The organism is Terriglobales bacterium (assembly GCA_035567895.1).
In the GTDB taxonomy this organism is placed as follows: Bacteria; Acidobacteriota; Terriglobia; order Terriglobales; family Acidobacteriaceae; genus Gp1-AA112.
Map to the genome: position 1 here is coordinate 123,925 of DATMPC010000102.1, position 13,228 is coordinate 137,152.

The 13,228-nt window shown below is 56.4% G+C and carries 9 protein-coding genes and 1 pseudogene; 7 read left to right on the plus strand and 3 right to left on the minus strand.

Annotated features, from left to right (window positions below; translation table 11 throughout):
* Positions 1–100 precede the first annotated feature (100 nt).
* From VNX88_21195 to VNX88_21205, 3 genes are all read left to right on the plus strand, one after another.
* Positions 101–1,894: a glycoside hydrolase family 2 TIM barrel-domain containing protein gene (locus VNX88_21195; protein HWY71196.1), complete on the plus strand. Its 1,794-nt coding sequence runs from the start codon at positions 101–103 to the stop codon at positions 1,892–1,894.
* Positions 1,895–2,201: 307 nt separating this feature from the next.
* The gene (locus tag VNX88_21200) at positions 2,202–4,643 is read left to right on the plus strand and encodes an ADOP family duplicated permease (GenBank protein HWY71197.1); all 2,442 of its coding nucleotides are present in this window, start codon (positions 2,202–2,204) and stop codon (positions 4,641–4,643) included.
* Positions 4,644–4,885: 242 nt separating this feature from the next.
* Positions 4,886–5,086: a hypothetical protein gene (locus VNX88_21205; protein HWY71198.1), complete on the plus strand. Its 201-nt coding sequence runs from the start codon at positions 4,886–4,888 to the stop codon at positions 5,084–5,086.
* Between the two features lie 464 nt (positions 5,087–5,550).
* Here the strand turns inward: VNX88_21205 and murJ are convergent, their stop codons facing one another.
* Positions 5,551–7,155, minus strand: coding sequence for a murein biosynthesis integral membrane protein MurJ (murJ, locus tag VNX88_21210; GenBank protein HWY71199.1), 1,605 nt, complete (start codon positions 7,153–7,155; stop codon positions 5,551–5,553).
* 121 nt (positions 7,156–7,276) lie between these two features.
* Here murJ and frr point away from each other — a divergent pair, with 121 nt between their 5' ends.
* On the plus strand, positions 7,277–7,864 hold the full coding sequence (gene frr, locus VNX88_21215) for a ribosome recycling factor (GenBank protein HWY71200.1): 588 nt from the start codon (positions 7,277–7,279) through the stop codon (positions 7,862–7,864).
* Between the two features lie 180 nt (positions 7,865–8,044).
* Positions 8,045–8,527: pseudogene (locus VNX88_21220) on the plus strand (redoxin domain-containing protein).
* Positions 8,528–8,581: 54 nt separating this feature from the next.
* On the opposite strand, the gene VNX88_21225 reads toward VNX88_21220, so the two are convergent.
* The gene (locus tag VNX88_21225; GenBank protein HWY71201.1) at positions 8,582–9,277 is read right to left on the minus strand and encodes a DUF2306 domain-containing protein; all 696 of its coding nucleotides are present in this window, start codon (positions 9,275–9,277) and stop codon (positions 8,582–8,584) included.
* Between the two features lie 220 nt (positions 9,278–9,497).
* Between VNX88_21225 and folK the strand changes: the two genes are divergently transcribed.
* Positions 9,498–9,983, plus strand: coding sequence for a 2-amino-4-hydroxy-6-hydroxymethyldihydropteridine diphosphokinase (gene folK, locus VNX88_21230; protein ID HWY71202.1), 486 nt, complete (start codon positions 9,498–9,500; stop codon positions 9,981–9,983).
* Positions 9,984–10,037: 54 nt separating this feature from the next.
* Positions 10,038–10,385: a hypothetical protein gene (locus VNX88_21235; GenBank protein HWY71203.1), complete on the plus strand. Its 348-nt coding sequence runs from the start codon at positions 10,038–10,040 to the stop codon at positions 10,383–10,385.
* Positions 10,386–10,451: 66 nt separating this feature from the next.
* Here VNX88_21235 and clpB read toward each other — a convergent pair whose 3' ends face one another.
* A complete protein-coding gene (gene clpB / locus VNX88_21240) occupies positions 10,452–13,112 on the minus strand; it encodes an ATP-dependent chaperone ClpB (protein ID HWY71204.1) in 2,661 nt (886 codons plus the stop codon).
* Positions 13,113–13,228 lie beyond the last annotated feature (116 nt).

The following is a 13,228-nucleotide window of genomic DNA, read 5'->3' on the forward strand; positions in this document are numbered from 1 at the left end:
TGAACCCAAGATCGAAAGCCTAACCCACCAAGTCCCCATCAAAATCGCGCCGAGTGCCAGCCAGGCTTGCTCCAGACGCGCTTGCGCACTTCTTCTTTCTTTGCTTCTCTCCCTAGGTATCGCGCTTGCTCAGCCTGATGATGGATCGAACAAGCCGACTCTCCTGGTCGATGTGGACCATCGCCAGCAGATCAGCCTCGATGGCGATTGGCATGCCATTGTCGATCCGTATGGCTCCGGTTTGTACGACTTTCATGGCAAGCTGCGAAACAACGGCTATTTCAAAAACGAAAAGCAAGCAAGTAACGGACTAGTAGAGTACGACTTCGCAAAATCGTCCACTTTGCGCGTGCCGGGTGATTGGAACACGCAGCGCGAATCGTTGTTTTTTTACGAAGGCCCACTTTGGTACGAGCGTGAGTTTACCTACCATCGAGTTTCTGGACGACGCCTTTTCTTTCACGTCGGATCCGCAAATTACCTTTCCTATGTCTGGGTAAACGGGCAGAAGGCGTGCGAGCACGAAGGTGGCTTCACTCCATTCGATTGCGAGATCACCAATGACGTCCACGACGGCAACAATTTTGCTGTGATCGCCGTCGACAACACGCGGCACGCGGACGGCGTGCCTACGCTGCAGACCGACTGGTGGAACTACGGTGGTCTCACGCGAGACGTATCTCTGGTCGAGGTGCCGGGCACGTTTATCGACGATTACAGTCTGCAGCTCAAGCGCGGCACCAAGACGGAACTGGAAGGATGGGTGCACATCGACTCGGCGAGTCCGGGTGCAACGGTCACGTTGGCGATTCCTGAGCAGAAGCTCACGCAGACATCTACGATACAAGACGATGGACGGGCCCGCTTTGAATTCCACGCCGGCAATTTGGAGCTGTGGTCTCCGGAGCATCCGAAGCTTTATCGCGTTCAGATTCGTTCTGGGCAGGACTCACTGGAAGACGAAGTGGGCTTTCGCACTATTGAGGTCCGCGGCACGCAGATTCTCCTGAACGGCACTCCCATTTTTCTTCGAGGAGTGTGCATTCATGCGGAGGCGCCTCAGCGCACGGGCCGTGCCTATTCCGACGAGGATGCAAAGACGCTGCTCGGCTGGGTAAAGGAGCTGGGCGCAAATTATGCGCGGCTGGCTCACTATCCTCACGATGAGCGAATGACGCGTCTGGCTGACCGGATGGGAATCCTGATCTGGTCCGAGATTCCGGTCTATTGGGCGGTTGAGTTCGACAATCCAGCGGTTCTTGCCAAAGCTCAACAGCAGTTGATGGAGATGATACGCCGCGATCGCAATAAGGCTTCCGTGATCCTCTGGTCAATGGCCAATGAGACTCCCAACAATCCAACCCGTACACAGTTTCTGCAAACGCTGGCCGCACGCGCGCACGTCGAAGATCCAACGCGTCTGGTTACGGCGGCGTTGCTCGTCCGCACCGAAGGAATGAAGAAGATCGTCGATGATCCCCTGGGCACCGCACTCGACGTAATCGGAGTGAACGAATATATCGGATGGTACGAACACAAGCCCGAAGACGCTGACCGCACGGAGTGGGATATCCACTACGAAAAGCCAACGATCGTGAGCGAGTTCGGGGGAGACGCCAAGTACGGCTTGCATGGCTCTAAGGACGAACGCTGGACGGAGGAATATCAGGCCAACATCTACCAGCATCAGCTCGTCATGCTCAATCGCATTTCGAAGCTGCGGGGAATGACGCCGTGGATCCTCATGGACTTTCGCTCACCACGCCGTCCACTACCTGGAATACAGGACTACTTCAATCGAAAAGGTCTCATTTCGGAACAAGGACAGAAGAAGAAGGCATTTTTTGTCCTGCAAAAAGCATACACGGAGAAGACAGTCGGCAGGCCAGAGTAGTGCGATTGGGCTGCTCTCAAGTCTTGGCGGCGGTCCGTGTACGGAATGGAAGCTGCTGTTGGAAATGCGTGCGATGGTGCCCCGGCCTTCCTCTTTTTGCTAAAGACTTACAAAATTCGGGTGCCCCGTTGTTCGCAGGGCGGGCTAAGCGAATGCCTGCAATGTCGCCTTGACAGTCGCTTTTTCTCCGGAGTCTCCTAACCCTCTTCGTTTCCGTTGGTCAAATGTGTAAATAGAGCGCCCTGCAACTTCGGGGACGCGCTTGCGTATTCCATAAAGTCCGGAGCACGTGGCGAGGAGGCGGTGGATGGAAACACTGGGCCAAAATCTCAGGCTGGCTGTGCGTCAGTTGCGGCGTAATCCCGGATTCACATTCGCTGTGGCTTTCACGCTTGCTCTTTCTATCGGAGCAAACACGGCAATTTTCTCGATCGTGAACGCGCTTCTTCTGAAAGAGCTGCCCTACGATCGTCCGGAGCGCATTGGAATCGTGTTCGCGAAGACTACGGGGGCTCAGTCTGGGGACGACCGAAAGAATGTCGATGGAGAGCAATGGGAGCTGCTGCGCGACAACGTGCCCTCTCTCATCTCGGCTGTTTCGGGCCTGCGCGCTTCCGGTGTAAACCTGCAGGCCGGTTCCCGCGCGCAGTATCTTCACGCGGGACGCGTTTCGGCGCGCTATTTCGACGTGCTGGCTATCCGTCCCATCATGGGACGCACTCTTTCAGAGGATGAAGACCGTCCGCACGGCCCCAAGGCAGCCATCCTCAGCTACGGTTTGTGGCGCACCGTTTTTGCACAAGATCCTAACGTTCTGGGACAAGGCGTTCTGCTGAAAGGCGAGCCATACACGATCATTGGGATCCTGCCTGAACATGCAACTACTCCGTTAAATGCCGATCTCTATACGCCCCTGCAGCCGAGCCGCGAAGGCGAGGGTCAGGGCACAAACTTTGCTCCCATCATGCGATTACGGAATGGCGCAACCTGGCCACAAGCTGATGCAGAAATCAACGTCGCATGGGCCCGAACTGCGCGGGTCCAAAATTTTGTCAGGAGAAATCCTGGGGCGCAGATAACGTACCATTCGGTTCCACTGCAAGCGGGGCAAGCAAATACGCTTCGGCCGCAGGTGCTGGCGCTGATGCTGGCGGCCGGATTCATCCTGCTCATCGCTTGTGCGAACCTCGCTGGGCTTACTCTCGTGCGCATGTTGCGCCGCACAAGCGAGATCGCGACGCGGCTCGCGCTGGGCGCTTCTGCGTGGCAGATTCAAACGCAGCTGTGGATCGAAAATCTGGTGTTGGCGCTCCTGGGTGGTGTGGTGGGCATCGGAGTAGGCTTCCTGGCATTGCGCGGGTTGCTGCTGATGCTGCCGGAGCACTTTTTGCCGGTGGCGACGATTCGTCTCGACGGTCGCGTTTTGGGATTCACTCTTCTGCTGTCCTTACTCACGAGTGTGCTGTTCGGTATGTTGCCTGCGCTTAGCAGCACGCGAATCGATCTTCGGTCTGCGATCGCCAGCCGTGCCGTAATAGGAACTGGCAGCGTTTATATCCGGCAAGGTTTGATCGCGGGCGAAGTTGCGCTGACGGTGGTGTTGCTGGCGGCTGCCGGCCTGCTGATCCGTACGCTGGTTCACCTCGAGACCATGCCTCCGGGTTTCAATCCAGCTGGAGTGATCACGGCGAAGGCGTCTCTCGATGATGTCCGCTACGGCGATCCGGCGGCGTTCCGAAAACTGCTTAATGAGAGCCTTTCCACGATGCGCGAGATTCCCGGCGTGCAGAATGCAGCGGTTGGTTTGACTCTGCCGTATGAGCGTGCACTGCTCACGGGAATCACTCTGAGTGACGGCAAAGAGGCAGGGCAGCAGGTGATGACAAACAAAGCGTATGTCACTCCCGGCTACTTCGATACGTTGCAGATTCCAGTGCTCGCAGGCCGCAGCTTCACTGAGGCGGATGGACCGGATACAGAGCAGGTGGTTGTGATCAACCAGACGTTCGCGCGCAAGTTCTTCCACGGAGAGAACCCTGTAGGACGGCATCTCGACAAAATGTCGATCGTTGGCGTGGTAGCGGATACGGTGCTGTCTTCTGCAGGTAAATTGAACGAAGGTTCGGCGCCATTAACCGACGAAGAGGCGATTTATGTGCCTGCGGCACAAATCAGCGACTCCAAGATGCTCTCCATCACGCATGCTTGGTTTCAGCCAAGTTGGATCGTTCGCAGCCCCCAGTCGGCGGAACGCGTGATTCCCCAGATGCAGCGTGCACTCGCAACCGCAGATCCCACGTTGCCGTTTTCCGGTTTCTACTCGATGAATGACCTCATGGCCGACACGCTTGCGACCCAAAGAATCGAAGTCGCTCTGCTCACTGCAATGGCCTCACTTGCCCTGCTGCTAAGTGCGGTGGGAATCTTTGCCCTGGTGGCAAACCTGGTAGCGCAGAGAAGGCGCGAGATCGGGATTCGCATCGCGTTGGGCTCGACGATCGAAAGGGCCATGGTGCACGTCGGAAGTTCGGGAGTGAGCGCATCGACATTAGGATTAGTCCTCGGACTGCTACTGTGCATCGGCGCACTCCGCGTGATGCGCAGCGTTCTTTATGGTGTAGGCGTGTATGACGCGCCTACTATCCTGCTCGTGATACTAACCTTGTTTGTTGTGACTCTCCTCGCAACGGCCGTGCCTGCCTTGAGAGTTGCCAACATCGACCCTGCAACAACTCTGCGCGAAGAATAGAGTGATCGATCAAAACTAACCGAAGAGCGTGTTCGTTAACCGATCGGTTCGTGCTGAACGTCTCGCCTGCGCTGGTCTGTGCTAGGGGGAAGTTCGAATCTTTCCGAGATCGCTTTATCTTCATGGGTTTCGACATCGTGCACGGATGGCAACGCCAACCGCTACCAAGCAGATCCGATTGGCAGCTCACTTGCACTTGCTGGGCAGCGTTGAGGAGGCGACGGCAACGTCGTGCACCGATCATGGACGGTTCCGGTTTCATGCAGGGAGTTTGGTGCGGCGCGATTTTTGGAGCCGCGATCATGATGTTGATCGTCTCGCTGATATTCGAAAGCTCGCAGCGCAAGCAGGGACGGCAAGTGCGTCATGTTCACAAGATTTGGGGCGAAAGTCTGAGCGTTGCCACCGTGTCAGCACGAGAATCGATTAACGGCACTGACTAGCGCTCAACCCAGGGCGCCGATGCTGGCGATAAGGCAACTAAAAGTACAACGTGATTTCCGCCTGGGCGGTTCCTGGCGTCACGAAGTGCGTTCCTGATTGTTGTTTCCGGAGGGGCCATCCCCCAACACCGAACATAGTTCGGTGGTACCACGAGTCAAGATTCCGAGTCAACGAAAATTTCATTTTGGAACCCGCAGGCATCGAGGAGGTTGGGCGTCGCAATCATCGGACTTTGGTGCGAGCAACGGACTGCGAAATTCATAATTCACTGCTTATTCACTGTTATTCACTGTTCTTTGTGGCAAGTAAGAATCGCAAATTTCGATAATCTCTGACGCGGCAGGAGGTTGCGCGGAACTGTCCGTTGCTCGCCGGCGTTTTCAGAAAAAATTCACTGTTAGATTCGCTGATAAATTCGCTGTTCCGCGGACACCAGTGAATTTGTGCCACCGCCACCCAGCAGTTATCGAGCCAACAGCGAGAAGAATTTCCTCAATACGGTCTGTGCTTCGGGGATCCGCCACATAGAAGTCGTTGCTAAGTAGAAGGCGCCGTAGGGAAGTAACACTGCAATAGCAACCAGAATTGGATCACGATGTCCGACAGCTAGCTTGATTCCCCAGGCAGCCGCCGCAGATACCAGCGCCGAAGACCACAGCTTCGTGAGAAATGCGCCGGCTGGCGCTACGGCTCCGATGCGCTGGTGCAACTTCCAGCGCAACAGCAGGAATTCGACCCAGCCTGCAATGCCGGCTGACGCAGTGAGTCCCGCAACACCCCAACTCCGGTCGATGCCCAGCATTTGCGGCAAGCGCAATGCAAAAAACAATCCCAGAAGCGTAGTGAGCGCTACCCGAACAAGGGCGAAGCGCAGCGGCGTGCGTGTATCGCGCAAGGCGTAATAGGTTGAGGAGTACAGCCGTCCCAGTGCGGACGCAAGCAGTCCAACCGCTGAACCCGCGAGTATTCCCCAGACGTAAGTAGCATCGGCGTGCCCGAATCGTCCTGACTGGTAGATTCCCGCCGAGACGACATCACCCAGGGCAAGGAACGCCATCGCCGACGGAACCACAAGAAACGCGATCTGGCGCAGTGCTCTGCCCAGGCGCGCTCGCAGTTCCGCTGCAATTTCGCTTTCACTCCCGAGCGCTCCGGACATCGCGGGCAGTTCCGCGGCCGACACGCTCATGCCAAACAGGCTGATGGGCAGCGTGTACAAGATCTGTGCGTATCCCAAAGAGGCAACTGCGCCGGTCGGCAGGTAGCTTGCGATGATCGAATCGATGTATGCGCTGAGTTGTACGACGCCACGGCTGACAAGAACGGGAAAGAAGTTGCGAATTACCTCGCGAACGGCTGCGAGTTGAAGTCCCAACTGAAGCCGCAGACGGTGGACAAGTCGCAGCGCGACCGGTAGCTGCACACCTAGCTGCATGGCGCTGCCTGCCACTGATCCCCACGCGGTGATCACCGCCAAAGATTCTTGTGAGTGACTTCGTCCGAAACCGATCAGAGTCTCAATCATGACTGCGTTCCATGCGATCGGCGCTGCGTATGAGAGGAAAAACTTGCGATGGCTGTTGAGGATTCCCAGGCACCACGCCGACATCACCAACAAGCCCGCGCCCGGGAAGAAGATTCGCACCAAGCGAATGGTGAGGTCGCGCTTGGCGCCATGAAATCCCGGAGCGATGGCATCGATGATGTACGGAGTAGCGAGCACTCCAACCAAGACAAGCACGGCGGTGATGAGCGCGAGCAACGTCGCGACTGCATCGGCCACGTCGCTCGCTTCTTCATCCTTGCCGAGAGCGCGGAGCCGCGCGTACACGGGAATGAAAGAGGCTGAGAGGACTCCCTCGCCAAAGAGGTTTTGCAGAAAGTTTGGTATGCGGATGGCTGCGCGAAATACATCAGCGGCATCGGAATTGCCGAAGTAATGCGCGAACACGCGCTCACGAACCAAACCCGCGACGCGACTGAGAAAGATTCCAGCGGCTACCAGCGTTGCCGAGCGTCCTGTCGTAGTCGGCGCTTTCTGGCTTGGCGTACTCTCAGTCGGTGGCATCAGGCTTCCAAAGCCAATCTAGCATTCGCTCAGCTTCACGAAGCGTGGCGGAGCTTCCTTTATAATTACGGGTCTTTCAATATCGCAGCTTCGACAGTGAAGCGACGCTCGGGAGCAAGAGATGGCGGTTTCGATCATGGCCGGAAATCCGGCGCTAAAGGATGCCTACTCACAACTGAAGACCCGCATGGACAAGGCGGTGGGAGACTTCCGCAACAGCCTGCTCTCGACACGGACCGGACGCGCCTCGGTCCACATGGTGGACAGCATTCGTGTGCCCTACTACGGCTCCGAGATGCCGCTCAATCAGATTGCGCAAGTGCATGCTCCCGAAGCGCAGTTGATTACAGTACAGCCGTTCGATCCGAGTGCATTTGCTGAAATCGAGAAAGCGTTGCGTACTTCCGATATGGGCTTCAACCCCCAGAACGATGGAAAGATCATCCGTATTCCGATTCCACCTCTCACTGAGGAGCGGCGCAAGGATTTGGTGAAGCATCTGCACAAGGTGCTTGAGGACCATCGCACGGCGGTGCGCAATATCCGTCGCGACGGCAATGAATTGATTAAGAAGGCGCTCAAAGACAAGAAAATCTCTGAGGATGATGAGAAGCGCGCGCTGGAAGAGATCCAGAAGCTGACCGACGATGAGATCAAGAAGATGGAAGAGATGAGCAAAGCCAAGGAAAAAGAAGTTATGCAGGTGTGAGGTTTGGCTAGGTGTCTACGCCCTTTAACATTTCGGCCCCGAATTTTAGCCATCTGAGTTGATGCTCGCCACTCCGTCCCGTTAAAATTAGTTCATCCCACCTGCCGGGTTCCCAAAACAGCCGAGGTCAGGCAAGGCTCGCAAGAGCGGAGGAAAGTAGTGCTTTTGGTAGGCAACACAGCTCCGGATTTCGAACTTCCAGCGGTTACAGGCGACCGGCGCCATAAGGTGCGCCTGAGCGACTTCCGAGGGAAGAAGAACGTTGTTCTTGCCTTCTATCCACTGGACTGGACACCCACTTGAACGGAGCAGATGACGGCGTACAGTCGAGAACTCGCCAAGTTCGCCGCCAACGATGCCCAGGTCATGGGTATTAGCGTCGACTCCACTTGGAGTCATATCGCGTGGCAGGAAAAAGAAATCGGCAAGCTGAATTATCCGCTGCTCAGCGATTTCTATCCGCACGGTGACATTGCGCGTAGGTACGATGTCTTCCGCGAAGGCGATCCCATTCCAGGAATCAATGAGCGCGCCATTTACATTGTCGACAAGACTGGGAAGATTGTTTTCGCTCAACTCTACGAACTCGGCGAATCTCCAGACAATCAAGAGGTGCTTGACGTACTCGAAAGATTGGCGCCCGCATCTGCCAAAGTCGGCTAGAAGCTAGCACACACTCTGAACCTTTTTCACGTTTCTCCGTGGTGAAAAGCAGTCTCATTCTGCCGTCGCCGAGAATTTGGGCAAGACACGAGCCTGCTCAGGAATTCGGCGCCCACGCGCGTAATTGATCCAGGCTTCTGCGGCGATCAAATTGATCGTGAAGCCTAGCCAAAATGCCGTTCCGAAAAGCTCATGAGGCGAGAGTCGGCGCGAGGCGAAAAATGCTCCTACGATAGGCCGAACGGTGGCGACGCCCAATCCGATTGCGAAGCCCCGGATCATCCACTCGCGATGAAGAAGCACTTCTTTATGCCGAATGTGAATGAAGGCTTTTGTCAGGCAAAACAGGAACAACAGAGCGAAGAGCACGGTTGCGGCAGTCTCATTCGCGCCGCCAATCGCCATGCGGAAGCTCATCATTAACGCGGAGCTTGCGATGATCAGGCAGCAAACTAGAAAGACCCGCCCTGACCATCGGTGGAATTGCAGATATTTATTGCGAACCGTGCGCGAGAGCTGGAGTGGTCCGAGCACCATGAACAACATGCCGGGTGCGACATGAATGAGTGTCAGCAACTTATGCCGACTGAAGCCGATATCCATCACGGCTGCGGGTGAATTGTTTCTGGAGAACGTTTCGGGGAATTCGAGAGCCAGTACGCGATGGATGGCTGCGGCGAGTCCTATGAAGGCCAAAACCCATACGCCTGTCCATAGAAGGCGGACGAGTTTTGTATTGGGCAGCCGCATGGAGTTATCTACAGGATTCTCCTTCGGGTTTCGTTCTAATTCGACGGAAAAGACCCCCGCTGAACAGATCCTCTTGTGGAACAGCCGCCCTCGCCTGTGGCAGTCTTCTGGGAATCACACATACACGTAACTTGCCACTAAGTTCAGAAATCACCGACCATTCCACTAATCTGACAGACGTCAAAGGCCGCAGCCGAGGGCGGCTGTGCCACAAGATGCAATGACTGCTTATCTTTCTCTCGGTTCCAACATCGGCGATCGCGTCGCCAATATTCGCGCGTGCATTGCCCGTCTCATCTCCGTGGGTCAAGTGAGCAAAGTCTCTTCCTTCTATGAAACTGAGCCCATGGAACTGCGGGAGCAGCCTTGGTTCGTAAATTGTGTTGTGGAATTTGAAACCCAACTGAGTCCGGAGGGTCTGCTCTCCGCTATTCAACGAATTGAGGCGGAACTTGGGCGTACTCGCGAAGTTCCTAAGGGCCCTCGCACAATCGATATTGACATCCTTCTTCTCGGCTCGGTGGTTGTCGAAGAATCGCACCTGCAGATCCCGCATCCAGCTATGCACAAGAGAAGGTTTGTACTTGAGCCGCTTACTGAGATCGCTCCAGAGGCCTTGCACCCGGTTCTCAAGCGAACGGCGCGCGAGCTGCGAAAACACTTAAGTGCGGAAGGTGGAACCGTGCGACGTCTCGTAATTAAGTGATTTTTTTGGTCCGTGAGACGAACGTGCAGCTCTGGACTTAGGTAAAATGCCTAGGTGCGTCAAATCCTGTCAGTGTTCCTAACTGGATTCGTGGCCGTGGGGCTCGCGATATCTGGAAACGCCAGCGTTCCCGACAGGCATTACACGACTGACGTTCGCGAATTGGCATCTCAGTTCGATTCGCAGCCGTCGGCGTTCGAAGATTTTCCGTACCAGTCTGGGAGCCCGGCCCTCGATCTGCATCCCTTTTCGAACGAATTCTATTTGCATGAGTTCGCCATCGAGACGCCGGCCGAATTTCGTCGGCAGCATTCCATGTTGGCGCCGTTGGCTAATGCGGCCTCGGGGCTGTCGAAGAAGGTTGCAAGCATGCGGCGTGCACTGGCTCGGATGATGCCGTAGCTGCCCGGTCGAGAGCCGCCAACGATTCTTCAGACTTCCAGCTATTGCCTTGATACCACCTGCCTTTTACGACGGGCTCTCGACAGTTTCCAGCGGAGTAACGGGCTCCTGTGCTCCCGGCCGCTCCGCGCGGAATACGAGCTGACCTTTCCGCGGATCAACGTCGACGATCACATGATCGCCATGCAGGACCTCGCCGTCTAGAATCTTTAATGCCAACGGATCCTGCACCAGGCGCTGGATCGCGCGTTTCAACGGACGAGCTCCATACGCTCGGTCATACCCCTCTCGGAAGATCAGCTCCTTCGCCGCCGCCGTGAGTTCAATGGTGATTCTGCGATCGGCGAGCAACTTGCGCAGATTCGCGAGCTGCAGATCGACGATACGGATCAGTTCCGCCTCCCCCAGCGGCTTGAAGATGATGATGTCATCGACACGGTTCAGGAATTCCGGACGGAAGTGTTCCTGCACTACATTCATCACCTGCGTGCTCGCACGCTGGAACGATTCCGGAGTGCTGAGCGCCTCGGCGTTGAGGTACATGGCGCCGAGGTTCGAGGTCATGATGATGACTGTGTTCCTGAAATCCACGGTGCGGCCTTTGCTGTCCGTGAGGCGGCCATCATCGAGGATCTGAAGGAGCAGGTTGAAGACATCGCTGTGCGCCTTCTCGATCTCGTCGAACAAGATCACCGAATACGGACGCCGACGCACAGCTTCCGTTAGCTGTCCGCCCTCGTCGTAGCCGACATATCCCGGAGGCGCGCCGATCAGGCGTGCAACCGCGTGCTTCTCCATGTACTCCGACATGTCGATGCGGATCATGTTGTGCTCGTCGTCGAACAGGAACTCGGCCAGTGCGCGGGCCAACTCAGTCTTACCGACACCGGTTGGGCCGAGGAAGATGAATGAACCAATGGGACGCCGAGGATCACTCAGTCCCGCGCGAGACCGGCGAATCGCGTTGGAGACACGCTCCAGCGCGGCATCCTGTCCGATGACACGTTCGCGCAGGCGCGCTTCCATGCTCAACAGCTTCTTCACTTCGCCTTCGAGCATCTTCGAAACGGGAATCCCGGTCCACTTGGAAACAATGCGAGCAACGTCCTCTTCGTCGACTTCTTCCTTGAGCATCCGGCTCACCGGACGGGCTCCATCGCTCTCCGCGCTGAGCCGCTTTAGCTCCTCTTCGGCTTGGCGCAACAGTCCGTAGCGGATTTCCGCCACGCGCTGCAGATTGCCGCGACGCTCCTCGGTCTGCTCCTCGAGCTTCAGCTTCTCGATGCGCTCTTTCAGCTCCTGAATTCGCGTGATCGCCTGCTTTTCTTCCTTCCAGCGCGCCTTCAGAGCATTGATCTCCTCGCGAAGTTCGGCAAGCTCTTTCTCCACTTCGGCGAGACGTTCCTTTGAGTTTGGATCTTTCTCGCGCTTCAATGCCTGTCGTTCGATCTCAAGCGACGTTGCTTTGCGTTCGAGCTGATCGATCTCCGTCGGCATGGAGTCGATCTGAATGCGCAGTGAGGCCGCAGCTTCGTCGATCAGGTCAATTGCTTTGTCGGGCAGGAAACGATCAGTGATGTAGCGGTGCGACAAGGTTGCAGCCGCGACGATCGCGGAATCTTTGATACGCACGCCGTGATGGACTTCATAGCGTTCTTTCAATCCACGAAGGATCGCGATCGTGTCTTCAACCGTGGGCTCTCCCACAAAAACAGGCTGGAAGCGGCGTTCGAGCGCGGCGTCCTTCTCGATGTACTTGCGATACTCGGTTAACGTGGTGGCGCCGATAGCCCGCAGCTCTCCACGCGCCAGCGCCGGCTTCAGCATGTTCGAAGCGTCGATTGCACCCTCTGCCGCGCCAGCGCCAACTAGCGTGTGCAGTTCGTCGATGAAGAGGATGATCTGTCCCGCTGAGTCTTCGATCTCCTTCAGCACGGCCTTGAGACGGTCCTCGAACTCGCCGCGATATTTTGCGCCGGCCAGCATGGAGCCGAGATCGAGCGAGACTACGCGTTTGTTCTTGAGAATCTCTGGAACGTCGCCGGAGACAATGCGGCGGGCGAGTCCTTCAGCGATCGCCGTTTTACCCACGCCGGGTTCCCCGATGAGCACGGGATTGTTCTTGGTGCGGCGTGAGAGAACCTGGATTACGCGGCGGATCTCCTCGTCGCGTCCGATTACGGGATCGAGCTTGCCTTTGCGCGCCAGCTCCGTCAGATCTTTGGCATAACGCTCGAGTGCCTGGTATTTGGCCTCGGGATTCTGGTCGGTCACCTTCTGCGATCCGCGGACCTGCGTGAGCGCCTGGAGAATCTTGTCGTGCGTCGCTCCCGAACCCTTGAGCAAGCGCTGCGCCGGATCGTTTGAAATCTGCGAAAGGGCCAGCAGCAGGTGCTCGGCGGAGACGTATTCGTCCTTGAACGTATCGGCCTGCTTGAACGCCGAATCCATCACCTTCTGCAAAGCAGACGACATGTTCGGTTGCGCTGAGGCGCCGGAGACCTTGGGGAGCCTGGCGATCTCGGCATTCACTTCGGTCAACAGCTTTTCCGGGGGAACGCCGATTCGGCGGAGCACAGGCACAACGATGCCTTCGTTGTCTTCAAGCAAGGCGCCGAGAAGATGAAGGGGCAGAAGTTCAGGATTGCCATTCTCGGTGGCCAGCTCACTGGCCCTTTGAAGGGCTTCCTGCGATTTGAGAGTTAATTTGTCCCAACGAATTGCCATAAACATTCCTTGTTCATGCTTGATACATCATGTCCGTCACCGAAAGTGGGAACCCGAGCGAAACCACAAGGGCACGAACGATCACGAAGGTCTCAGGAATCACCCTCCACATCCTT

Bases quoted from the DNA above. Each gene is read 5' to 3' on its own strand.
- VNX88_21200 (HWY71197.1), top strand. From the start codon at position 2,202: ATGGAAACACTGGGCCAAAATCTCAGGCTGGCTGTGCGTCAGTTGCGG.
- VNX88_21225 (HWY71201.1), bottom strand. From the start codon at position 9,277: ATGCGGCTGCCCAATACAAAACTCGTCCGCCTTCTATGGACAGGCGTA.
- clpB (HWY71204.1), bottom strand. From the start codon at position 13,112: ATGGCAATTCGTTGGGACAAATTAACTCTCAAATCGCAGGAAGCCCTT.
- folK (HWY71202.1), top strand. From the start codon at position 9,498: ATGACTGCTTATCTTTCTCTCGGTTCCAACATCGGCGATCGCGTCGCC.
- frr (HWY71200.1), top strand. From the start codon at position 7,277: ATGGCGGTTTCGATCATGGCCGGAAATCCGGCGCTAAAGGATGCCTAC.
- VNX88_21205 (HWY71198.1), top strand. From the start codon at position 4,886: ATGGACGGTTCCGGTTTCATGCAGGGAGTTTGGTGCGGCGCGATTTTT.
- murJ (HWY71199.1), bottom strand. From the start codon at position 7,155: ATGCCACCGACTGAGAGTACGCCAAGCCAGAAAGCGCCGACTACGACA.